The organism is Romboutsia hominis, assembly GCF_900002575.1.
Taxonomy (GTDB): Bacteria; Bacillota; Clostridia; order Peptostreptococcales; family Peptostreptococcaceae; genus Romboutsia_C; species Romboutsia_C hominis.
In genome coordinates, this window is sequence record NZ_LN650648.1 from 643,588 (window position 1) to 667,216 (window position 23,629).

General features: G+C 25.4%; 23 protein-coding genes. 16 read left to right on the forward strand and 7 right to left on the reverse strand.

The genetic code is table 11. The annotated features are described in order from the left end of the window. Positions 1-199: 199 nt before the first annotated feature. The 4 genes from FRIFI_RS02935 (at position 200) to FRIFI_RS02950 (ending at position 2,592) form a co-directional block, all read left to right on the forward strand. The gene (locus FRIFI_RS02935; RefSeq protein ID WP_092927140.1) at positions 200-679 is read left to right on the forward strand and encodes an RNA polymerase sigma factor; all 480 of its coding nucleotides are present in this window, start codon (positions 200-202) and stop codon (positions 677-679) included. Continuing rightward, complete coding sequence (locus FRIFI_RS02940) at positions 672-1,442, forward strand: hypothetical protein (RefSeq protein WP_166504929.1); 771 nt, start codon at positions 672-674, stop codon at positions 1,440-1,442. Before FRIFI_RS02935 ends, FRIFI_RS02940 begins: the two co-directional genes overlap by 8 nt. Positions 1,443-1,568: 126 nt before the next feature. Further along, complete coding sequence (locus tag FRIFI_RS02945) at positions 1,569-2,051, forward strand: VanZ family protein (RefSeq protein WP_278336167.1); 483 nt, start codon at positions 1,569-1,571, stop codon at positions 2,049-2,051. Between the two features lie 346 nt (positions 2,052-2,397). Continuing rightward, positions 2,398-2,592, forward strand: coding sequence for a hypothetical protein (locus tag FRIFI_RS02950; protein ID WP_092927134.1), 195 nt, complete (start codon positions 2,398-2,400; stop codon positions 2,590-2,592). A 260-nt stretch (positions 2,593-2,852) separates the two neighbouring features. Here FRIFI_RS02950 and FRIFI_RS02955 read toward each other — a convergent pair whose 3' ends face one another. After that, positions 2,853-3,650, reverse strand: coding sequence for a DeoR/GlpR family DNA-binding transcription regulator (locus FRIFI_RS02955; protein WP_092927132.1), 798 nt, complete (start codon positions 3,648-3,650; stop codon positions 2,853-2,855). Between the two features lie 329 nt (positions 3,651-3,979). On the opposite strand from FRIFI_RS02955, the gene FRIFI_RS02960 reads away from it, so the two are divergent. From FRIFI_RS02960 to FRIFI_RS02970, 3 genes are all read left to right on the forward strand, one after another. Next, a complete protein-coding gene (locus FRIFI_RS02960; RefSeq protein ID WP_166504931.1) occupies positions 3,980-5,272 on the forward strand; it encodes an MFS transporter in 1,293 nt (430 codons plus the stop codon). A gap of 127 nt (positions 5,273-5,399) precedes the next feature. Then, on the forward strand, positions 5,400-6,389 hold the full coding sequence (locus tag FRIFI_RS02965) for a PHP domain-containing protein (protein ID WP_166504932.1): 990 nt from the start codon (positions 5,400-5,402) through the stop codon (positions 6,387-6,389). A 26-nt stretch (positions 6,390-6,415) separates the two neighbouring features. Beyond that, positions 6,416-7,759: an alanine/glycine:cation symporter family protein gene (locus FRIFI_RS02970; protein ID WP_166504933.1), complete on the forward strand. Its 1,344-nt coding sequence runs from the start codon at positions 6,416-6,418 to the stop codon at positions 7,757-7,759. Positions 7,760-7,919: 160 nt separating this feature from the next. Here FRIFI_RS02970 and mscL read toward each other — a convergent pair whose 3' ends face one another. Beyond that, complete coding sequence (gene mscL / locus FRIFI_RS02975; RefSeq protein ID WP_166504934.1) at positions 7,920-8,342, reverse strand: large-conductance mechanosensitive channel protein MscL; 423 nt, start codon at positions 8,340-8,342, stop codon at positions 7,920-7,922. Between the two features lie 267 nt (positions 8,343-8,609). On the opposite strand from mscL, the gene FRIFI_RS02980 reads away from it, so the two are divergent. Next, positions 8,610-9,530 (forward strand): hypothetical protein, encoded by a 921-nt coding sequence (locus FRIFI_RS02980; protein WP_166504935.1) that lies wholly within the window; start codon positions 8,610-8,612, stop codon positions 9,528-9,530. 368 nt (positions 9,531-9,898) lie between these two features. Here FRIFI_RS02980 and FRIFI_RS02985 read toward each other — a convergent pair whose 3' ends face one another. Both FRIFI_RS02985 and FRIFI_RS02990 read right to left on the reverse strand, forming a co-directional pair. Continuing rightward, a complete protein-coding gene (locus tag FRIFI_RS02985; protein WP_242977266.1) occupies positions 9,899-10,429 on the reverse strand; it encodes a Gx transporter family protein in 531 nt (176 codons plus the stop codon). Positions 10,430-10,464: 35 nt separating this feature from the next. Next, positions 10,465-10,863, reverse strand: a complete 399-nt coding sequence (locus FRIFI_RS02990) for a NusG domain II-containing protein (RefSeq protein WP_166504936.1) — start codon at positions 10,861-10,863, stop codon at positions 10,465-10,467. Between the two features lie 437 nt (positions 10,864-11,300). On the opposite strand from FRIFI_RS02990, the gene FRIFI_RS02995 reads away from it, so the two are divergent. After that, entirely contained in the window at positions 11,301-12,332 is a 1,032-nt protein-coding gene (locus tag FRIFI_RS02995; protein WP_166504937.1) for an FAD:protein FMN transferase, read from the forward strand. 260 nt (positions 12,333-12,592) lie between these two features. Beyond that, the gene (locus FRIFI_RS03000; protein ID WP_092927114.1) at positions 12,593-13,021 is read left to right on the forward strand and encodes a hypothetical protein; all 429 of its coding nucleotides are present in this window, start codon (positions 12,593-12,595) and stop codon (positions 13,019-13,021) included. A 331-nt stretch (positions 13,022-13,352) separates the two neighbouring features. On the opposite strand, the gene FRIFI_RS03005 is transcribed toward FRIFI_RS03000, so the two are convergent. Beyond that, the gene (locus tag FRIFI_RS03005; RefSeq protein WP_166504938.1) at positions 13,353-14,285 is read right to left on the reverse strand and encodes an alpha/beta hydrolase; all 933 of its coding nucleotides are present in this window, start codon (positions 14,283-14,285) and stop codon (positions 13,353-13,355) included. A gap of 189 nt (positions 14,286-14,474) precedes the next feature. Here FRIFI_RS03005 and FRIFI_RS03010 point away from each other — a divergent pair, with 189 nt between their 5' ends. From FRIFI_RS03010 to FRIFI_RS03025, 4 genes are all read left to right on the forward strand, one after another. Further along, on the forward strand, positions 14,475-15,143 hold the full coding sequence (locus tag FRIFI_RS03010) for a DUF7986 domain-containing protein (RefSeq protein WP_166504939.1): 669 nt from the start codon (positions 14,475-14,477) through the stop codon (positions 15,141-15,143). Between the two features lie 171 nt (positions 15,144-15,314). Then, entirely contained in the window at positions 15,315-17,324 is a 2,010-nt protein-coding gene (locus FRIFI_RS03015) for a sensor histidine kinase (RefSeq protein ID WP_092927108.1), read from the forward strand. 78 nt (positions 17,325-17,402) lie between these two features. Then, the gene (locus FRIFI_RS03020; RefSeq protein WP_092927106.1) at positions 17,403-17,594 is read left to right on the forward strand and encodes a hypothetical protein; all 192 of its coding nucleotides are present in this window, start codon (positions 17,403-17,405) and stop codon (positions 17,592-17,594) included. A gap of 147 nt (positions 17,595-17,741) precedes the next feature. After that, positions 17,742-19,739 (forward strand): MFS domain-containing histidine kinase, encoded by a 1,998-nt coding sequence (locus tag FRIFI_RS03025; protein WP_092927104.1) that lies wholly within the window; start codon positions 17,742-17,744, stop codon positions 19,737-19,739. A 204-nt stretch (positions 19,740-19,943) separates the two neighbouring features. On the opposite strand, the gene FRIFI_RS03030 is transcribed toward FRIFI_RS03025, so the two are convergent. Together FRIFI_RS03030 and FRIFI_RS03035 are read right to left on the reverse strand one after the other, a co-directional pair. After that, positions 19,944-20,402, reverse strand: coding sequence for a threonine/serine exporter family protein (locus FRIFI_RS03030; RefSeq protein ID WP_092927102.1), 459 nt, complete (start codon positions 20,400-20,402; stop codon positions 19,944-19,946). 18 nt (positions 20,403-20,420) lie between these two features. Continuing rightward, on the reverse strand, positions 20,421-21,188 hold the full coding sequence (locus FRIFI_RS03035) for a threonine/serine exporter family protein (RefSeq protein ID WP_166504940.1): 768 nt from the start codon (positions 21,186-21,188) through the stop codon (positions 20,421-20,423). Between the two features lie 659 nt (positions 21,189-21,847). Here FRIFI_RS03035 and FRIFI_RS03040 point away from each other — a divergent pair. Then, positions 21,848-22,684, forward strand: coding sequence for an aldo/keto reductase (locus FRIFI_RS03040; RefSeq protein ID WP_092927098.1), 837 nt, complete (start codon positions 21,848-21,850; stop codon positions 22,682-22,684). A 232-nt stretch (positions 22,685-22,916) separates the two neighbouring features. Then, complete coding sequence (locus FRIFI_RS03045) at positions 22,917-23,507, forward strand: ATP-dependent Clp protease proteolytic subunit (protein ID WP_092927096.1); 591 nt, start codon at positions 22,917-22,919, stop codon at positions 23,505-23,507. Positions 23,508-23,629: the final 122 nt, after the last annotated feature.

A 23,629-nucleotide genomic window follows, 5' to 3' on the forward strand; every position in this document is an offset into this window, starting at 1 on the left:
ATTTAAAAATAAAAAATAATTTAATAATATAAAATATAGGCATTTAGTTTAAAGCTAGATGCTTTTTGATTGCAATTAAATTACAAATTTAAGTTTAAAAAATTTTAAAATAAAATGAACCGTTTGTTCTATTAAAACATCTAATTAGTGTAAAGCAAAGAAATAGCGCTATAATTTGCAAGGAAAGGTAGGAAGTATATTGAATAAAAGTACATTTATAGAGAAAGTTCTTGAAGCTGAACATACTTTATATCATGTTTCTAAGTCAATCTTGATTTATGACCAAGATTGTGAGGATGCAGTTCAAGGAGCAATTTTAAAAGCTTATGATAAATTGAATACATTAAAAGAAGAGAAGTATTTTAAAACTTGGTTAATTAGAATACTTATAAATGAATGCTATAGTTTAAAACGTAGAGCAAGTAAAGTAGTACCTTATGAAGAATGCATTGAAGTTTACAATGATGATAAAAAAGACTATAGTGAACTATATTTGGCTATTTGTAAATTACCTCCACGAATTCGTATTACAATAGTTCTTTACTATATAGAAGGGTATTGCGTGGATGAAATTAAAGAAATTTTAAAAATACCTTCAGGAACTGTAAAAAGTAGATTATCAAAAGGAAGAAAGCTATTAAAAATAAAGTTAAAAAATATGGAGGTAATTTATGAATAAAAAAAATTTAAATAATATTTTTTTAGATACACCACAAAGTTTTAAAAATATTGTAAGAGATACTTTAGATAACTTACCAGAAAAAAGGGGGAATAGTGAAATGGAAGATAGAAAAGTGTATAAGAAGGTATCGGCTAAAAAAAGGATTATAGCCGCTTTAGTGGCAACTATGGCATTAGGGACAACTGTATTTGCAGCAGGGAAAATGCTTTCTATAGTTGGACACTCTAGTAATATACCAATTTATACTGATATGCCAACAGATAAAGAAGTAAAAGAAGATTTTGGTTTTGAACCGAAGTTAGTAGATAAATTTAGTAATGGATATGTATTTGAAAATGGATACACTACAAATTATGAAGGTATCGATGAGGAAGGAAGTTCACTTGAGAAGTCAAAAACAATAGATTTTGTTTATAAAAATGGCAAGGATAAAATAAATCTTTCAATGCAAGAAGGAATATTAGGTGAAAAATCCAATAGAGAAACAGTGGTTGATACTTATAAAGGTATAGAGATATATTATAATGTATATAAAAATAAGCTTGTACCAGGTGATTATGAAATGACAGAACAAGATAAAAAAGATGAGTTATCTGGTAAATATGTGTTTAGCTATGGATCTAAAGAAATAGAGGTAAGTGAGGTTAAATATTTAAATTGGAAGCAAAATGGTATTTACTATAATTTCCTAGTTAGAGATGGCAATTTATCACAAGATGAATTAGTTAAAATGGCACATGAAGTTATAGATACTAAGTAGAGTTTAAGTTATAATTAAATATGATAATTTATACCTACAATATAATTATATTGTAGGTATAAGACGTTTAATATAAAACTAGGGGGAAATTAAATGCGCAAGAAAATAATTAATACTCTATTTATTATGGGATTTATTTTCTATTTATTGTTTATTTTGTGGAATATTTTGTTTAAATATGTATCTCCATTAGAGATATTCAGTAATGATAGGTTTTTTTCACAGACACTTAATATAATTCCATTTAATGATATATTTAAGGGTAAATTTAATAAAATGGATATATATGGGAATATAATTTTATTTATACCATTTGGGATATATATAAATATGATAATAAAGGATGTAAGGATATCTAAAAGTATATGTATAATAGTTATAATAAGTTTTATATTTGAAATTAGTCAATATATATTAGGTATAGGTGCTAGTGATATAACTGATATTATAACAAATACGATTGGTGGGATTATTGGAATAGGTATTTATACTATCATTAAAAGTATATTTAAATGTGATAATAAAGTAAAAAGCTTTATAACTATCTGTAGTACTATAATTATGTTGATTGTATCTATTATATTAATAGGGATATTTATGTACAATTAGATTATAGTAAAAAATATAATAAGTAAAGCTAAGTGTTTAAATATAATATTTAAAGATATAGGTTGTATAGTCTGCTATGACTAAGATGCTTATATCTTTTTTATTTACTATATTTATTAAGCTAATAAAATCTTATTTGATTTAAGAGTAAGTTTAAAAGCTAAAGAAAATTATTGAAGTATTCTCTTAGTATTATATATAATATATATTAAGAAATATAGTTAGAATTATAATGATTAATTTGGGTATAAATTATTATAAAAAGTGAGAATATTAAATAACTTACAGATTCTTACTCAAAATAGGGATATCCATATCAAATTTTAAATAAATAGGAGAAATTAAAATGAGACCAACATATGAACAAGAAGTTAAAGCATTAGAAGAACATTTAAAAGGCTTATCTAAGGAAAAATTAGAAGAATTAGTTTATTTAGTTGACGAAAATACAGATGATAGAATGTGTATAGGTGGAGTTAATTTTTTTAAGGTTGATATTATAAGGATAGTGGAAGCACTTGAAACTAATACAGAATTGTAGGATAGTGTAAAAATGGGAGTGATTTAAAACTTCCTTTTTTATTTGTATTAAAAAATTTTAACTGGGAAAAGAGAGTATATAAGGACATTAAACTTAAAATGATATCATAAGCAATAAAATTTATTTTTATAGAAATTATGAAAAAGGACTATATCTAAGTAGTTATAGCCCTATATAAAATTTAATTAACCACTTAAATTAAATTTTAAGAATATACAATTATACTTCTAAATTCGTTTTATTGCTGATTAGTACAACCATTATTCAGCGATAATTATATTATGTTCTTGAGCTCTAAATTTTTCTACCAATTCTATATCAATGTTAGAATCAGTAATGATACAATCTATACTTTCAAGAGGGCAGACTGTTATAAGTGACACTTCATTAAATTTAGTACTATCAGATAAAACCACAACTTCTTTTGAACAATCTTTCATTTTATTATGTATAACAACTTCATCCATTCTTTGGTCTGTTATACCATTTTCTAAGGAAACGCCACATGTTGTTAAAAACATCATATCCAGATTTATTTTATCCAGTATAAGGGTAGCGAAATCAGAAACAAATGAATTTTCATCAGGGGTAAGTACTCCCCCTGTCGCAATTACAGTGAATCCTTTTTTATCAACTAGCTCATAAGCATTTATTAAAGAATTAGTAACTATTGTAAGGTTATTAAATTTTTTCTTTAGAACCTTAGCAAGCTCATAAGAGGTAGTCCCAGAATCTAGTCCAATTGATTGACCTTCTTTGACTAATTCAGCAGCTTTAAGGGCTATAGATTGTTTCATATCAGAATTTTGTGATTGACGAACTTTAAATGATATATATACATCATCATCATTATCATCAGGTTTTACATCAGATTTAGGAATAGCTCCTCCATGAACTCTATCTAAGTATCCTGCCTCATCAAGATATTTAAGATCTTTTCTTATAGTTTCAGAAGAGGCATTTAATTCTTTTTTTAAATCAGATGTTTTTACTATACCATCAAATTTTAGCTTATCTAAAATTATGGCATATCTTTCTTCAGCTATTATAAATACCACCTCCAGAATAAATTTAAAAATATTGACATCAAAAAATGTTGATTTAATTGGATAAAAACAATTTTAGATTGTATATTTTTGGTATTAATTATAAATTATATATCAAAAATTTATAAAAATCCACTTATTATAGAAAAAAGTAATGGAAAAAGGATAAAAAGCTATAAAAAACAATATAAAAAGCTATAAAAAACAATTTAAAACAAAAAAAAACAATAAAAAACTTGTATTTACAAAAAAAACCAATTATAATTATAACCGTAACAAGAAAAGGGTAAATATATTTAACCTTGAAAACGATTTTATAAAATTAATCATGGAGGTTTAAGATGAACGAAAAAGAATTACAAATAAAAACAAAGTATGCTTGTAATAGGTGGTTTACATTTGCAATTCTTGTACTAGGTGCAGGAACTATATTTAAGCTTAGTTCACTTAAAGATGCATTTTACATACCTATGCAACAATATATGGGATTAAATCATACTCAAATAGGTATGGCCTTATCTACATATGGGATGGTACAAACGGTTGGATTAATATTCTCAATTTATTTAGCAGATAGGTTTTCTAAGAAATATATGATATCTTTCTCATTGATAGGAGTAGGACTTGTAGGTATTTATTTATCAACATTTCCTCCGTATGCAGGATTTTTAGCAGCATTTGCCGTACTTGCTATATTCGGAGAGGTTATTTATTGGCCAGTACTTTTAAAAGCAGTTAGACTTATAGCTACTGAAAAAGAGCAAGGTAGAATATTTGGTTTTTTAGAAGCTGGACGTGGTATAGTTGATACAATAGTAGCATTTTCAGCTTTAGCTATATTCTCAGCAATGGGTGAAAGTGCACAAGGTCTTAAAGCTGGTATACTGTTTTTTTCAGCTGTTGTTATAGTAGTTGGGATAATATCGTTTTTTACAGTTCCACATGATGAAATAAAGGAAGTAAATGAATCAGGCGAAAAAATTGGTAAAAATGCAGCTGCATTCCAAGGCATGATTAATGCTATAAAGATGAAAGAAATATGGGTTGTTGCATTTACAATATTCTCTGTATATTGTGTATATTGTGGCCTTACATACTTTATACCATTTTTAAGTGATGTATATGCTATGCCAGCAACATTAGTAGGGGCATATGGTATAATAAACCAATATGGACTAAAGATGGTAGGAGGGCCAGTGGGAGGATTCCTAGCAGATAAAGTTACTAAATCTACAGCTAAATATATAAGAGCAGCATTTGTTGTAGCAGCAATAGCTATGACAATAATAATATTTTTACCTCATGAATCAATGAGTATATATACTGGGATGAGCTTAACACTAGGATTTGGAGCTATAATATTCACAATGAGAGCAGTATTTTTTGCTCCAATGGATGAAATAAAAGTACCAAAAGAAATAAGTGGTGCAGCGATGTCTATAGGATCTCTTGTAGGGTACTTCCCATCAACATTTGCATACACTCTTTATGGAAGTATGTTAGATAAAAGTCCAGGGTTATCAGGATATAAAATGGTATTTATGACAATGGTAGGATTCTCAATTTTAGGATTTTTTATAAGTTCTTACTTAGTTAGAGTTATAAAACGTAAGCAAGCAGAAGATGCAAGATAAGTATAAGAGATATGTTAAATAAAAAATTAAAAAATTTTCTATAACCTGTGGATATATCCATAGGTTATAGAAGTAATTATATATAAAATCATAGAACATGTATTATTTAAAATAGGAGAAAAATAATATGAAAAATATAAATATAAATGGTTTTAAGAGAAATGGAGAATGGTTTAAAGGAAATTTACATAGTCATACTACAGTTTCAGATGGAAAATTAACTCCACAGGAATCAGTGAATCTGTATAAAGGAAATGGATATGATTTTATGTGCTTAAGTGAGCATGATATATACACAGATTTTAGAGGAGAATTAAATAGTGAAGGATTTATAATATTACCTGGGATAGAATGCTCAAGTGTATTATATGATGAGGATAATCAAAGAAAAAAAATACATCATTTGCATGGATTATTGGGAACTACAGAAATGCAAGAAAAGGCTAAGGGTAAGCTTTTCAAACATATGGAAATTTTAGAACCTCTAGTATGGGAAGGTGCTAAAACCGCTCAAGACATAGCTAATCTTATGGAAGCTAAGGGGTGTATATCAACTTATAATCACCCTTTATGGTCAAGAGTAGACCAAGAAGATTTTATAGATACAAAAGGAATCTTTGCTTTAGAAATATATAATCATGGTACAGTATTAGAAAGTAATACAGGATATGATACAACTCATTGGGATACTATGTTGAGAAAAGGAAATAAAGTATTTGCATTTGCATCAGATGATAATCATAATGAAGATTTCTTACCGGATTCATTTGGAGGATGGGTAATGGTTAAAGCTGAATCTCTAGAACATGATAATATAATAAATGCATTAATAAATGGAGATTACTATTCTTCATCAGGTCCTCAAATATATGATTTTGGTATAAAAGATGGAGTTGCATATGTAGAATGTTCTCCTGTAAATCATGTCAACTTTATGTCTGGAAATGCTATAAATGGTGGTTTTTCATATTGGGGAGAGCCTAAAGAAGATAGTATTACAAGAGCAGAGTTTGAGCTAAGAGGAAATGAAACATATATAAGAATAGAATGTGTTGATAAATATGGTAAAATAGCATGGAGCAATCCTATATTTATAGATGATATAAAGTCAAAATAAATGTATTGACATTGAGAGGGAGAAGTATGGAAAATTTGGAACTTTTTTTGAGACAGCTTGCAAGTATCTTATGGGGAAATTGGTTATTATTTACCCTTTTAGCAGTAGGTTTATTATATTCCTTTGCAACAGGATTTGTTCAATTTAAAAAATTTCCGTATATAATAAACCAGACAATAATAAATCCTATGAAGCAAAATTTTAAAGGAGATAAATCAAGTTCTGAGGGGTCTATAACGTCATTTCAAGCAATGTGCACAGCTTTAGCAAGTTGCGTAGGTAGTGGAAATATTATAGGTGTTTCTACTGCACTTGCATCTGGGGGAATAGGTGCAATTTTTTGGATGTGGGTAGCTGCATTTTTAGGAATGGCAACTAAGTTTGGGGAAATTATTTTAGGTATTTTATATAGAGAAAAAAATAATAAAGGTGAATATATAGGCGGACCTATGTATTATATTTCTAAAGGGTTAAATCTACCTATATTAGGAAGTATAACTGCTATACTTATGACTGTTCAAATAATAGGTGGTAATCTTATACAATCTAATACTATATCTAGTGTGATGAAGAATACATTTAGCGTATCTCCATTGATAACTGGTATATTATTAGTTACTATAGTTTTTACCATAGTTTATGGTGGACTTAAAAGATTAGCAACTGTTACTCAAAAAATTGTTCCTATAATGGCTATATTCTACATATTGTTTGGCTTATTTTTAATATTAGTTAATATAGATAAAGTTCCAGGTGTATTAGAGGATATAATTAAAAGTGCATTTACATTTGAAGCTGGTGTAGGTGGTATGGCAGGTCATACTATCAAAGAAGCTATGAGATTTGGTGTAGCCAGAGGCTTATACTCAAACGAAGCAGGGGAAGGTTCTGCTCCAGTAATTCATTCGGCAGCAAATGTAAAACATCCTGTAGAACAAGCTATATTTGGTGTTACTGAAGTATTTATAGATACAATTGTAATATGTACCATAACAGGATTGATTTTAGGATGTACAGGTGTATTAAATAGTGGTGAACATCCATCTATTTTAGTAATAAATGCGTTTAAAACAATACATCCATTAATGGGGTATATTGTATCTTTAAGTTTAATTTTATTCTCATTAACTTCTCTTATGAGTCAGTGGTATTTTGGATATGTAGGACTAAATTATGTACTGGGAGAAACTGTAGCAGTTAATTTCAAATATGTTTTTCCTATATTTAGTATTATTGGAGCATTAGTTAGTATGGATATAGTATGGCTGATACAAGATTGTGCTCTTGGGCTTCTTATAATACCAAATCTTTTAGCATTGATTGTATTAGTTCCAAAAGTAAAAAAAGCCACTAATGAATATTTTGCTTAGTATTAACTTAGTAAATTAAATAATATAAGTAAACTTTAATTTTTATGGTAAAAAATAAAATAGTTAAAAATTTAAGCGATTTCAGTATAAATTTAAAGAATGCTATACTAAATTAAAAATTAATAAAAAAGGATAGACTTAATTTGTCTATCCTTTTTTATCAATTTTGATTCTTTAATAAATCCTTAATATCTCTAAGTAGCAAAACTTCTTCAGGTGTTTGAGCAACATTTTCCTCTTTAGTTGCAGCCTCTTCTTTTTTTCTAGTAAACTTTAACTTGTTTATAGTTTTAACAAATATAAAAATACAAAATGCTACTATTAAAAAATCAACTGAAGTCTGTAAAAAATTACCTACATTCAAAGTAACGGCAGGAATAGATCCTATAGATTCTTTTAATACTATCTTATACTCTGAAAAGTTTATTCCACCAGTAGCCATTCCTACTATTGGCATTATAATATCATTGACTAAAGAAGTGACTATTTTAGAAAACGCACCTCCGATAACAACACCTACTGCTAAATCTATTATATTTCCTTTAACAGCAAATTCTTTAAACTCATTTAAAAATTTATTCATAATATGACTCCTTATCGAATTATTGATTATACATATTACTATATAATAATAAAACTTACAAGGGGTGAAAAATTAAAATGAAAATCTAAATATAATTATTATAAAATTATAACTATATTTAAGTATACTTTGGCTATGAATTATCCAAAATTAGGATTCTTAGAAAAATAGTGAGGATTACAACTTATTGTAGAAAACTTTTATACTAATTAATAATTAAAAATCATATACTCAATTAGGACATATATATAATAGAGGTGGTATTATATGAAAAATATATTAGTTAGTAAAATTAAAATAACATTAAATCTATTAATTTTAATAATTTCTTTATTATTAGTGGGGTGTTCTAATGCTGAAGAAAAACCTAGAGAAAAAACAAGTACTAAGTCAAATGTATCGGTAGAAGTCATGGAGGCAGCTAAAAAAGAAGATAAAGAATCAGCTAGAAAAACAGGTAAAGATTTGAAAATAACTAAAGACAGTAATGAATTAAAAGAAAAGACATTATTTATAGAAAAATCTTATGATACTTCTAAAGAAGGTATAGATGAGTTAAAATCAAAATCTAAAAGCAGCAAAATATACACAAATACGCAAATAGAAGGAAATGTATTATTATTACTTGAAACTGACGGAGCCATAAAAAATATACGAGTACATGAGTTAGGTGAAGAATTTATGGATGTAGGCGTTGATATAGATGCATACTTAGAAAAATATAGTGAACTTAATTATATAGAACTTGAGGATGTAATATTAGATAAAAATAATTCAATAATAATAAGACTACATGAACCAGAAACTATACCAAACTATTGCATAACTTGGACTGATGAATTAGGTAATAAAGGATACTATGTAGTAGCTTATGGATTTAATAAAGATGGAACAGAGATAAAAAGAGAAACAGTAAAAATAAATGTAGATAATAGTAAAAATGAAGATTTAAAACCTACTGAAAATATGACAAATAAACTATCAGAAGAAGAGGCTATTTATCTAGTTAAAGATAAATTAATAGGAGAAGGGTTGAATGCAAAAATTAAAGTAGATCATATAGAAGGTAATAATTATGTTATACAAGTTTATGAACTTGTTGAAATAGAGGGAGAGGGTTCACATATAGCTACTCTAGGATGGTATAATGTAGATATGTATACTGGGGAAATTACAAATTTATTTTAATATATCATTTATAAATTTACTTGTAAATATAAGTAAATATCTTATGGAAAATTTGAGAGTATATTTATATAGTAGATGAATATAAAAATGTTCAAATTACCTTTAAAAATATGACTATTGAGGAGATAAGTCTAGAAATACAGAGGGAGGTGGACATGAACTTGCTATTTGCAAGAGCTCTGTATAACTTCAAGGGGGGAAGTTTAATCTATTTTGACATGTAATATCTGTATTATTTTTTAGTGAAATTATGTAACTAAATATGGGATATATTATCTTATAATGAATATTTGGTCCATGGAACAATTAAGCAAATATTAAAACTATATTAAAAAAGGAGCGAATCTCGATTTGAGATACCTCCTTTTTTAATTATATTTTAATGAAGATTTTTTATTATCCAAATTTAATCTATTTCTAAAATAAGGTAATTGGGATAAATGGCTCAAGAGATAATTTGCAGAAAGTCCTATAAATATACCTGTAATAATACCTATTGTAGACAATACTGGAAGATATAGAAATACTCCAAAATTATTTAAAATAAGAGATGCTGCAAGTAATTGGCCTACATTATGAAATACCGCAGCACAAGAACTAACACCTATTACAGAAACATGTTTACCACCTAATTTTTTAGTAATTATAGTGGCAATAAAACTAAATATACCACCAGTAGCACTGTACAACAGTGTAGACATATTACCACCAAAGATTGCAGCTAAAAATACTCTTAATATAAGTATAATAAAAGAATCTTTATAATTATCTAATGTATAGATTGATATTATTATAATCAAGTTTGCAAGTCCAAGTTTAGCACCAGGAGTTACAAATGGAATTGGCATCATTCGTTCAATCAAGGATAGTATTAACGCCATTGACACGAGTAATGACATATAAATCATTTTAGAAGTTTTGTTTAATTTCATAATTAGTGTGATAGTATCATATCATCAGATGAACTATCTTTTTCAGCTCCTTTAATTTCAATTATTAATTCATTTGGTAGGCAAATAATATTTTCACCTACATTAGATATTTCACCTTGCTTTATGCAAAGCTCATCTTTGCAATTTGCTTTTATAATTTTTATTTTATTATCTTTTACTAATACATCATTAGTACCATGTTTAGATTTTATAGTAAAGGTTTTCTCATCTTTAAAAGAAGATAAAGGTATATTATCATAAAATTTACCATTAACTTTTATACTAACATAAGTTGAATTAAAATTTTTAGAAAGGGATTTTGAGAAAATTATACTCGGTACAAAAGATAAAATAAGTAATGATACAATAATAATAATATCAAGCTTTTTTAAACTTTTCATAAATGATTTCTCCTTTAGGTTATTCAAAAATATTAAATCTTCATATAATTGAATTTTAAAGGATATAAAATATAAATGGCAATCTAAAAAATATATTTTATAAAAAAATATTAATATGTTTACTAAATTAGAGTGTATAATCCCATTATAAATGGAATGTTCTTCAACTGAAGAAAAAATTTAAAACTCAAAAATCAAAAAACTTACAAATTAAGTAAAAAGAAAAACTATTAATATATAAAACTATTTCTATAGATAAATAATTGTTTAAATATTGACTTTACAATCAAATAATGATAAATCTATATATAAAAGAATGTACTTATGTATCATAAAAATAAAAAAGGGTAAGTATTTTAATTATTGTGTATACAGAACATAGTTAAAATTAGAGATTATAGGGATAGCAAATATTATTATATAAGGGGAAATTAAATATGGACAAAAAAATGATTGTTAGTATAATAATAATAATTTTAACTATCATTTTAGTGGGATGTCAAAAAGAAGAGCAAAGTGAACCAATAGGAAGAACGGAAATATTTATGGGGACACCAATAACAATTACCTTGCATAGTGGGGGTAGCAAAGAAATATTAGATAAAGCATTTGATAAAGTTTCAGAAATAGAAAATCTAGTGAGTATAAACAAAGAAGGTACAGAACTATATAAACTTAATAAAAATGCAGGTAAATCTTCAATAAAACTAAGTGATACTAGTTATAAAATTATAAAAAAAGCAATAGAATATTCAAAGCTATCTGATGGTGGATATGATATTTCTATAGGTCCATTAGTTAAACTTTGGAGTATAGGCCTTGAAGGTGCAAAGGTCCCGACAAAAGAAGAAATTGATGAAGTTATAAAACTTATTGATTATTCAAAAGTAAAAATAAACGATAAAACCAAAGAAGTATTTCTAAGTGAAGAAGGTATGATGCTAGATTTAGGAAGTATAGCAAAAGGATATACTGCAGATGAACTTGCAAATTTGTTAAGAGAAGAGGGTGTTAAAGAAGCTATAATAGATTTAGGTGGAAATATATATGCTCTAGGAAGTAAAGAAGGAAATAAAGAATGGAAAATAGGTATCCAAAATCCATTTAGCGATAGAGGAAGTGTAGTAGGATCTATAGAAGTAGCTAATAAATCTATAGTAACAACAGGTGTTTATGAAAGATTTATAGAAGAAAATGATATAAAGTATCATCACATACTAAATCCTAAAACTGGATATCCTTATAAAACTGAAATAGCAGGTGTATCAATAATAGCTGATTTTTCAGTAGATGCAGATGCTTTATCTACATTAGTTTTTATAAAAGGACTAGAAGAAGGATTTGATTTTGTAGAAAGTCTAGAAAATATAGATGCAATATTTATAACTAATGATAAAGAAGTATATATAACAGAGGGAATTAAAGAAACATTTAATATAATGGATAATAATTTTAAACTTTGCAATTAGATATTGGTGGTAGCGTAATATACATATAAGTAGTTTAAATTATTTTTATTAATTTGTGTATTTAAAGAGTATGTCAAAAGTTTCAAATAATTTATACATATCTAAATTAACTTTAAACCATCATTCTTTTGAAGTTTGAAAAGTATTTATTATAAAATTTTATGAAAATTTTTAATACTGTCTATTTTTTTTAGTTTGTTTATAATAAATTGAATAGGGTATAAAAAATTATACAAATCAACTTTAGGGGAGGTCTTTTTATGAATTACCAACTTCAGCAAGTTCAAGTAATAAAAGCACTTGAGGAAAGAGGATTAGATAATATATTTACTATTTCAAGGGAAACTTCTAAGAGCGTACTTTTCCAAGCTAAGCAAACTTTAAAGAATGGTGATTGTATTATATCTTTAAGTTTAAATGGTGGTAACTTAGCTCCTATATATTATTGTATAGGTAGATTAGATAATCTACATAAGAAGAATGACTTATTAAATCTTATTAATGCTTTTAATGAAGAAAATTTAGTACTTAATTTCTTTTTACATGAGGATAATACAATAATGGCTAGAATCACTTACATATCAAATGAAAAAAACTTTAATGCCTATGATTATGTATCTTTAATTGAAGTAGGATTTAAGTCTATAGAGGATAATTATTATGATAAAATAATGGATGCTTCAAAATAATAATATTATTAAAAGACTAATATAAAGCTTAAAATTACATATTTTAATAATTTAATAGTTTTTATAAATTATGTAGCTATAAAAATAGTAAAATATAACTCATATATTATATTGTTATTAGCAATGTAGTATATGAGTTATATTTTTGAAATTTATACCAAAAAAGTATAATACTTTGAAGTTAATATAATGAATTTTATAAGTATAAAATCAATCGCTAGAAATCATAGAGATAGAATTATAAAAAATAATTTTGAGTTAGGAAAATTGTAACTTTGAAAAATAGGCTTTATTTATACAATAAAGTGCTATAATTATTTTGCGTACTTATCTATAAATTTAAAAATTCTAAAAAATACTCATTACCAGTATCATCATATCCACCAATATGATTATTACCATCTATAATCCAAAGCTCTTTTTTGTTATGAGGAATAGATTTATATATTTCTTCACTATTATCAGAAGCACACACCTTATCACCTTTCTCATGAATAAGCATTATAGGAACAGTTGAATTTTCAACAGCTTTATAAGGCATAACATCATCAAAATTAAATCCAGAATGAAGCTTAGTATAAATATCACCCCAAAAACTAATATAGCTAGTAGGAATAAGAGGAATATTTTCTGCCTCGATACCTAATCTAACAGCATCTTCCATTTTAGAATAGGGGGAATCTAATATATAAAAATCAACATTTTTATCCTTTTCATTTAAAGCAACGTGCATAGTGGAAGTAGCAGCTCCCATAGAAAATCCATGAACACCTATTTTTCCATCAGGGTATATTTTCTTAATATATTTAACAGCACTATCTAAATCATATCTTTCATAAAGTCCAAAACTATAATCATCACCACCACTTTTTCCTGTGTGTCTTTGATTGTATACTAATACGTTATATCCATTATCTAAATAGTTAAAAGAGTATCTTAGCATATCATAATAAGAACGACCAATACCATGAACCATTACTATAGTGTTATTAGTTTTCTTATTAGACTTTATAAGTAAAGATTCTATTTTATAATTGTTTTTAGTTTTAATCATTAAATTTTCATGTTTGTAGTTTTTTAACTTATCTAAAGGTTTATCAGGTTTTTGAGAGAATACTTCAACTATATTTTCACTTTTATTAACTTCAGATGAACCAACAGATCCGTCATACACTAGTTTTCCTAAGTAGTAGGAACCACCTAGTAGAGATAACACCATTATAATGGCTATAAATAACACTTTCTTCTTAGATGTCTTTTTCATTATGTCTCCTTTTTAATCTAGTTTTAGCACTAGATACTAATATCTATTATAACTTAAATTATTATATAGTAATATCTATATATTTTCAATATGATAAATATTAAATTTAATTTATTTAAAGATATATATTTGTATAATCTGTAGTATTAAGTTCATAATACCAATAAAAAGAAAAAAGGAGATTTAAAATTGATAGATATAAATACACTTTATCTAGAATCAAAAAAATCTATAAAGTCATACAGAGAATATAGAGAAATAAGTAAGATACTAAATGATAAAATATTTGATTATCTAGAAACTACCCAAAAAGGGTTAAATGATATTAATATAATGGGATTACTTAAAAATAATAGAGTATATTTAGATAAGAATATAGAATTTGACTACTGTCATGACTTTATATTATATGAAAAAACTCTAAATAATAAAAGCGGAGTGGACTTATTTCTAGAAAGTCATAAATTAGAAGACAAATCAGAAATAGAGCTTATAGAATCAATGAAAAACTCAAAAACTTCTCTTTACAAAGTAATAGATATAGATAAAAAAGACTTTAAAATTAAAATAGAAGATATAAATACAAAAGAAATAATAAATATAATAGATATATCTCTTTCAAGAACTTTAGATAAAGACCATTTGGTATTTACAAGAATAATAAGCATAGGTGATGTAAATTTTACATCAGGAATGGTTATGTTATTTAATCTTAATCATATAGATTTTTTAGAAAGAGTAGCAAAAAAGGAAATGAAAAAACTAAATATAGAAAATGAAAATGTTAAAAGATTTATAACATTTTTTTATTTATCTAGACAACATGGCTACAATATGACACTAACACCTACAACGTAATATTATAAAATTGATATATAAAAAGGGCATGGATACTCTGCTATTATATCTTAAAAAAATTAATACTATATTAAAACATATTCTAAAAATTAAAGCATTTGTCAATTTATGTTAAAAGAATAATTTATATGTTATAATTTAGGTAAAGATATTTATAAAAGGGGGCTTTTAGTGAGAGTGAGAAATGTCTTTAATAATTCCATAGAACAAAAAAGAATAAGTATGGTAATAATACTTTTAATATCAATGATAATATTTAGCTTATACATAATGAGGTTAAATTTGCTTGTAAACGAGGGAGTATCATTTGAGCTTACCAGGTCTTATTTTATAAGATTTTTCAATGCCGTTTTGTCAATACTAGGTATTTTAAGTTGTATTATATCTTATAATAGTAACAAAAAAAAGGAATTGTTTATAGTTGCATTAATGTACACTATATTTTTTATAGATATATTTGTATCAAACCAAATATATATTAAAAGTGATAAAACATATACATATTTTGCAATAGGAACATCTTTTATAAGGCTTATAGTTATGAGCATAGCAGCTAGTAACCTAGAAAAATTAAAAAATATAATTGATGAAAATAAAATAAAGGCTACATCAATAATTGTATTGATAACGTTTTTATTTATATACTTAGAGTATAAATATAATTTATATAATAATTTTCTAGATATTAATTTTATAAAAAATTATAACATATCATTATTTATAATATATTTAATTATATCAGGGATATTTTTCATAAAAAGTATAGTTAAAAAAGATTATATATATGGGGTAATAGGTTTTAGTGCCATAATGTTTTCTATAAAATCTATATATGATTATAGTAGTTTGATAAAACATAATGAAGAAATTAGCTTAACTGCAACATCGGTAATATATATGGGTTTTATTATATTTATAATAGGTCTATTTATAGAACTTAGTCAAAATATAAAGATGAATAGAAAATTAGATGAACAAAGGGACTTATTTTTTAAAATAGTAGAAGAAAATGAGTACAGTAGTATTGTTATATGTGATGAAGAATACAATATAAAATATGCTAATAAAAGAGCTAGAAATAATAACCTAAAAGCATTTAATATTAAAGAATCAAAAGGAGATAATGATAAACATAACTTAAAGTTTATACATTCAAGCAAATCAGTCCTTGATAAAGTTGAAAAAAAACTTAGAAAAGATGAAAATTATAGTGAAAGTATATACATACAAGAAAATGATATGATAGTAGATGTTTCTATACAGGAATTTGAAAAAAATAACACCATATACAAGTTGGTAAGATTAAAGGATGTATCTGAAAAGTACAAAATGGAAAAAGCATTACTAGAGTATGAAAATATAAGACAACAAGAACAAATTAAAACAGAATTTTTTGCTAATATAAGTCACGAACTAAAGACACCATTAAATATAATATACTCGACTATGCAATTATTAACGGCTAGTACACAAAAAAGTGATTTTAAAAATATATACTTAAGGTATAAAGGTTGCTTAGATATAAATTGTAAAAGAATGCTTAGGCTAATAGATAATATAGTAGATGTTACTAAGTTTGAAGTAGGATATAAGGTTCCTCAGTATGGAAACTATGATATAGTGGGAATTGTTGAGGGGATAACTACATCTGTTATAAACTATGCTAGTATTAAAAATATAGAAGTTATATTTGATACAGATGTAGAGGAACTTGATATAAAATTAGACCCAGACATGATGGAAAGAGTTATGTTAAATCTGCTATCAAATGCTATAAAATTTAGTAATAAAGGTGGTACTATCCTAGTAGATATATCAACTAATAAAAAATGGGTTAAAATAAAAGTAAAGGACGAAGGTATCGGTATACCTTCTCATATTAAATCAAGGGTATTTGATAGATTTGTTCAATGTGATAAATCTTTGAGAAGAGAAAATGAAGGTAGTGGCATAGGATTGAGTATAGTAAAATCTATAATTGAGCTGATGGATGGCAAAATTTACTTAAAAAGCGAGGAAAATATAGGTTCAGAATTTACTATTTTGCTACCTAATAAAGTATTAAAAGAATACAATCAAAATAAAGTTATACATAAAGATTATGATATAGATATACAAAGAATACAATTAGAATTTTCAGATATATATGAGTTATATAATGAAAGTTCTTATATACTATAAAGCTTTTTAATTATAATAATATATTTACAATTTAGCATAAATATTATTAATAATATTTAAAACAAAGGAACTAGATAGATGAAAAAGATAGTATTTAGATGGATAGTATTTTTAACAGTACCATCAATAGTTCTAGTAACTTATGTACTATCAACTAGGGTTGGAGTAAAATCTTATGAAATCGAATTTTTAATAATGCTAGGGCTTTTTTTAGGTATAATTATAGGTGGAGTTTATGAAGGGATTAGAATAATAAAATTAAAAAAATAAACTAAGAAGCTATATATAAAATCTAATGTTTATATATAGTTTTTTAGTATGGTAAATAATAAGATATATTATTAAATATAATCTAAAAACAAAAATTTACAATTTATATGATATAATCACATATCATAGTATTGAAGGGGGATTTTAATGAAAAATTTTAATGTTTTTGAGGATATAAGAGAAGAAAATAAAAATAATATGATAATTATATTTCTAATATCTATTATAGTATTTGGGGTTTATATAATAAGATTAGGATCACTTATAGATGGACAATCAAATTTTGAATTCACAAGATCAGAGTTTATAAGGTTTTTCAATGCGATTTTAGCTGCATTAGGAGTTTTAAGTTGTTTACTATCATATAGTAGCAATAAGAAAAAAGAGTTATTTTTAATATCACTAATGTATATAGTTTTTTTATTAGATATATGTATTTCTAATCAATTAAACTATGAAAGTAACAATGTTGAGGTATATCTTGCAATAGGGACAACGTTTATAAGAGTTGTAATCGCACTTATATCTATTAGTAACATGGAAAATCTTAAAGGCTTTATTATAGAAAATAAAGTTAAAGCATTTATAATAGTGGTAATTAGCACTTTTATGGTTACGTATATAGAGTATAACTACAAAATTTCAGAAAGTATAATGAATATGGAATTTTTCATAGCATATAATATACTACTATTTTTTATATATTTATTTATAGCTGTTATTTTTTATATAAAAAGTATATCAGAAAAAGAATATATATATGGAGTAATAGCATCTAGTATACTCATGTTTGCAACAAAGTCTATATATTCTATAGCAAGTTATATATATACGAATGATGAAATTAGATTAACATCAGTTTCAATAACTTATATAGGTTTTATAATGTTTATATTAGGGTTATTTATAGAACTTAGCGAAAATGTAAAGAAAAACAAAAAACTAGAAGAGCAAAAAGGTCTATTTTTTAGTATAGTAGAAGAAAGTAAACATAATAATATAATAATCTGTGATGAAAAATATAACATTAAATATTTAAATAAAAAGGCTATATCAAGTAGGAAGGAAGAGTATTCAGATTATTTATGCCGTGATAGAGAATATAAACTTAATATTGACAAGATATTTAAGGGAAAAATATTTTTTTATGAAATAGAAGAATGTTTACAAAAATATGATCATTATAACAAAGAAATATACATAGAAGGTGAAGATATATTCATAGATATATCTATACAATTATTTAAAAAAAATGATAAGAGATATAAAGTTGTAATTATTAAGGATGTATCTGAAAAGTATAAAATGCAAACAGCTTTATTAGAATATAAAAATATGAAAAAAGAAGAAAGAATGAAAAATGAATTTTTTGCTAATATAAGTCATGAACTTAAAACTCCTTTAAATATAATATATTCAACTATGCAACTATTAAATTATAGCTTAGATAAAAATAACTTTAAGGAAATATACTTAAAATATAAAAATAGCTTAGATATAAATTGCAAAAGAATGCTTAGATTAATAGATAATATAGTGGATATAACTAAATTAGAAGTAGGGTTTAAAGTTCCAGACTTTAGTAACTATGATATAGTAAGACTTGTTGAGGGGATAAGTACATCTGTTGTAAATTATGCTAAGGTAAAAGAAATTGATGTAATATTTGATACAGATGTAGAAGAGCTTAACATAAAATGTGATCCAGATATGATAGAAAGAGTCATGTTAAATTTATTATCAAATGCTATAAAATTTAGTGATAATGGTGGAATTATTTTAGTAGATATATCAACTACAAACAAGTGGGTAAGTATCAAGGTAAAGGATGAGGGGATCGGTATACCTATTGAGATTCAAAATAAGATATTTGATAGATTTGTCCAGGGTGATAAGTCATTAAGAAGAGAAAATGAAGGTAGTGGAATAGGGTTAAGTATAACAAAATCTATTGTTGAGTTAATGGGTGGTAATATAAACTTAAAAAGTGATGGGGTAAGAGGAACAGAGTTTACTATTTTATTACCTAATGAAGTTTTAGAAGAGGAAAATAGCAAAAAAATAGTAAATAATGTTTACAAAGTAGATATACAAAAGATACAGCTAGAGTTTTCAGATATATATGAACTTTATGATGTAGTATAAATATATTTAGTGAAATAATATCAAATTAAAATTAATATAATAAAGAGTATAATTAAGTATCTAAAAGCTGACTACTAAACTTAATAGGAGTCAGCTTTTTTAATTAGCAAAATACCCTAGTTTAATATTATACAGAAAAAACCTCATATAAATACCTTTTACGTGTTTTCGATATAGGGTCTTTTTTGTACTTATTTTAATCATTTAACTAAGATTATAAGATTTAATTTTATGAAAAACTTTTAATGATTGTACAAATATGAAAAAACCAATAACTATTCCAAGAGATATTCCTAAAATTATCATAAAAGTTTCCATTCCCTTTTGTCTAAATACATTCATATTCATACTTATTGCTGCTAACATTGTATAATAAAAGCTACTACCTGGAAGTAATGGAACAACTGAAGGAATTAAACAAATATTAGCTGGTGTTTTTAACACACGTGCCATAATCTCAGAATATATACATACCAATATAGCAGATAAAAAATTTGCTAGAAATAAACTATTGCTCATATTCAAAACGAATAAATACATTATCCATGAAATAAATGCACCAAATGAGATTGGTATTAACTTTGACTTATCTACATTAAAGTAAATAGCAAAGCCAACTGTACCAGAGACAGCCGTTATAATTTGTATTAAATTACTATCCATAATTAAAATCCTCCAAGACTATATATGAAAAATACCAAATACTACAAGAGATAAGCCAAATCCTAATGCAACGGATAACGCAATTAAGACAGACTCAATTATTCTATAAAGACCGGCTATAATATCTCTATAAAATATATCTTTAACACCATTTACTAGCGCTAATGTAGGAATAAATAACATTATATTTCCTATCATAATTTTATCTACATTTTGTCCTAGTCCAAATTTAACTAAAATTATTCCGAAACATCCTGTTATAAAACTTAAAATCATTGTATATATCAAATTATTAGAACCATTCAAATTACAATATTTTTCCATAAAGAAAACAATCCCACCTATTACTCCTGCTAATATACCATCTAAAAAGCTTCCTCCAAAAAATATAGCAAAGGATAGAGAAGATAAAATATATCCAACACAGCTATAATAGCCGGAATTGACTGAGGAAACAGCCTTTTTAGTCATATACTCAATATCTTTTATATTTGGGGCATTTTTACAAATATATCTTGATAATTCATTTAAAGACTCTAATTTTCCTAAGTTATTTGATACTTTTTCTATTCTTACTGATTGAGTAGAATGATAGCCTTCTTTAGTCTTTATAGTTGCAATTATTAAGGTTGTTAAAGCATAAATTTCTACATTATCTATACTATAAGTCTTACAAATACGTCTAATACTATCTTCAACTCTCCATATTTCAGCACCAGCACTTAACATTGATTTTCCAATTTCAAGGGCAACACTTAATAAATATTCACTTTCTCTCTGATTCATAATATATATCTCCATCAAATATATGTCTTAATTTTAGTACTTTAGTTTAATAATATCTAAATACATACTTATACTACTCAAATGGTTGATTTATGTAACTTCATCAAAAAATTTATAAAATACAATTCATCATTAAAAAACTCATGAAGAAGCCATATGTATATGAAAATATATAAATTCATAAAAATTAGATTTATAATTTAAATTCGAAATTCCAGTCTTGGAATTTAATTTTTCCTTAGTAATAAAAAAATTTATTTTACCCATATCATACCTTCTTTTTTTATTAGATTTAAATCTGATAAGAAAAAACTTACTATGATCTCAATTATTTGTTAATGAAGTTACTTAAGCTTATGAGCTATATAAATAGTAACTATATTTACAATATATATTGTAAAATTTTGTATTTTTATGTAAGAATTTCACGACATATAGTATAACACAAAGTAGATTAAAAATATATTCTCTTATATATAAGTAATTTGAAAATAGAATTGATAATATTTAATGTGTAATCTATACTTAAAAGGTAACTAGTTAAATACTCAGATGATAATGAAATGATGCAAAAAAAGCATATATCTAGGCAATGTTTTTTTATTGATTTAAATAATATATCAATAGGTGAGATATTAATTAAAAGGGGAAAATTAATTATGCATGAAAAGTTTAAAATATTAAGCAATGATGTAAAAATACCTTTAGTTGGTTTTGGCACATACAAGTCAGGAAATGATGAAGAAACGGCTAGATTAGTAATAAAGGCTTTAAATGCAGGATATCGGATGATAGATACTGCCTATTTTTATGGAAATGAAGTTGGCATAGGTAAAGGGATAAAAGATAGTGAAATAAATAGAGAAGAAATATTTTTAGTAACTAAGCTTTGGAATGATGACCATGGATATGAAAAAACTATTGAAGCTTTCAATAAATCACTAAATAATTTGCAAGTAGATTATATAGATTTATATTTAATTCATTGGCCAAATAAATTAAATAATGAAACATGGAAAGCATTTGAATACTTATACGAAACAGGAAAAGTAAAAGCTATAGGTGTATGCAATTTTAAAGTAAATCACTTAGAAGATCTAAAGAAAAGCGCAAAAATAATGCCAATGATAAATCAAGTAGAAATTCATCCTTTTAGTACTAAAAATGAAATTTTAAATTACTGTAAAGACAATAATATTCAAGTTATTGCATGGAGCCCTATAAGTAGGGGGAGGGTATTTTCTAGTGATTTAATGGTAAACTTATCAGAAAAATATAAAAAAACAATAGCTCAAATAGTATTGAGATGGCATATACAAAGAGGAATTATACCTATACCAAAATCGTCAAATGAAGATAGAATAAAAGAAAATATAGACATATTTAACTTTGAAATTTCAAATGAAGATATAGAAGCTATTAATTCATTAAATGAGGGCGATTATGTATCTGTATCAAAGCCTCCGATTAATACTATATATAATGAAGCAAAGTAGTTAAAAACATATCACTATAAGTGATGCGGTTTTTAACTTATAAATAAATGTATTATGTGTAATATGTCAAAAAAGAAAGTACTAATTATGAGTTTTATAAAAGATTTAGTTTTAATATTATTATGGATATGAAAATATTTATATAGTATTAAAATATAAATATAATTTAGAATAATTATGCTATACTTATTATTAACAGATTATTAAATTTACTAAATAATAGGGGGAACATATGAATAATCAAGGGGAAAATCAAAAGAATGTAAAAGATACATCTAGTGTAGTAGTAGAAAAACTATTAAATTCTAGATCAATAATCATTTCAGGAGAGATAAACCAAGAGTTGGCTGAAAAAGTAGCAACACAATTATTAATCCTACAGGAAATGGGAGACGAACCAATAAAGATATTTATTAATAGTCAAGGTGGTCATGTAGAAGCAGGGGATACTATACATGATATGATTAAGTTTATTAAACCTCGCGTTATTATAATAGGTACTGGATGGGTTGCAAGTGCAGGTATAACAATTTACCTTGCTGCTGACAAAGAAGACAGATATTCACTGCCTAATACTAGATATATGATACATCAACCATTAGGTGGATGTAGAGGTCAAGCTACAGATATACATATAGAAGCAAAAGAGATAGTAAGAGTTCGAAAAAGAATTAATAATATAATTAGTGCTGCTACAGGACAATCCTTAGAAAAGGTAGAAAAAGATACAGATAGAAACTACTGGTTAAATGCAGAGGAAGCAGTTGATTATGGTATAGTAAGTAAAGTTATATCAAGTTATGATGAGTTATCTAATTTATAAGATGTATATGTAATAAATAGAATAACTAATATATATGAAAAATTAAAATAATAAAAAAGCCGTATCACAATCAAATGATACGGCTTTTTATATATTAGTAGATTATAAATTACTTAAATTCT

Coding starts and splice junctions, on each gene's coding strand:
- FRIFI_RS03005 (WP_166504938.1), bottom strand. CDS start 14,285: ATGAAAAAGACATCTAAGAAGAAAGTGTTATTTATAGCCATTATAATG.
- FRIFI_RS02950 (WP_092927134.1), top strand. CDS start 2,398: ATGAGACCAACATATGAACAAGAAGTTAAAGCATTAGAAGAACATTTA.
- FRIFI_RS02970 (WP_166504933.1), top strand. CDS start 6,416: ATGGAAAATTTGGAACTTTTTTTGAGACAGCTTGCAAGTATCTTATGG.
- FRIFI_RS03040 (WP_092927098.1), top strand. CDS start 21,848: ATGCATGAAAAGTTTAAAATATTAAGCAATGATGTAAAAATACCTTTA.
- FRIFI_RS03020 (WP_092927106.1), top strand. CDS start 17,403: ATGAAAAAGATAGTATTTAGATGGATAGTATTTTTAACAGTACCATCA.
- FRIFI_RS02990 (WP_166504936.1), bottom strand. CDS start 10,863: ATGAAAAGTTTAAAAAAGCTTGATATTATTATTATTGTATCATTACTT.
- FRIFI_RS03045 (WP_092927096.1), top strand. CDS start 22,917: ATGAATAATCAAGGGGAAAATCAAAAGAATGTAAAAGATACATCTAGT.
- FRIFI_RS03030 (WP_092927102.1), bottom strand. CDS start 20,402: ATGGATAGTAATTTAATACAAATTATAACGGCTGTCTCTGGTACAGTT.
- FRIFI_RS02985 (WP_242977266.1), bottom strand. CDS start 10,429: ATGTCATTACTCGTGTCAATGGCGTTAATACTATCCTTGATTGAACGA.
- mscL (WP_166504934.1), bottom strand. CDS start 8,342: ATGAATAAATTTTTAAATGAGTTTAAAGAATTTGCTGTTAAAGGAAAT.
- FRIFI_RS02960 (WP_166504931.1), top strand. CDS start 3,980: ATGAACGAAAAAGAATTACAAATAAAAACAAAGTATGCTTGTAATAGG.
- FRIFI_RS02995 (WP_166504937.1), top strand. CDS start 11,301: ATGGACAAAAAAATGATTGTTAGTATAATAATAATAATTTTAACTATC.
- FRIFI_RS03025 (WP_092927104.1), top strand. CDS start 17,742: ATGAAAAATTTTAATGTTTTTGAGGATATAAGAGAAGAAAATAAAAAT.
- FRIFI_RS02940 (WP_166504929.1), top strand. CDS start 672: ATGAATAAAAAAAATTTAAATAATATTTTTTTAGATACACCACAAAGT.
- FRIFI_RS02980 (WP_166504935.1), top strand. CDS start 8,610: ATGAAAAATATATTAGTTAGTAAAATTAAAATAACATTAAATCTATTA.
- FRIFI_RS02945 (WP_278336167.1), top strand. CDS start 1,569: ATGGGATTTATTTTCTATTTATTGTTTATTTTGTGGAATATTTTGTTT.
- FRIFI_RS02965 (WP_166504932.1), top strand. CDS start 5,400: ATGAAAAATATAAATATAAATGGTTTTAAGAGAAATGGAGAATGGTTT.
- FRIFI_RS03035 (WP_166504940.1), bottom strand. CDS start 21,188: ATGAATCAGAGAGAAAGTGAATATTTATTAAGTGTTGCCCTTGAAATT.
- FRIFI_RS03000 (WP_092927114.1), top strand. CDS start 12,593: ATGAATTACCAACTTCAGCAAGTTCAAGTAATAAAAGCACTTGAGGAA.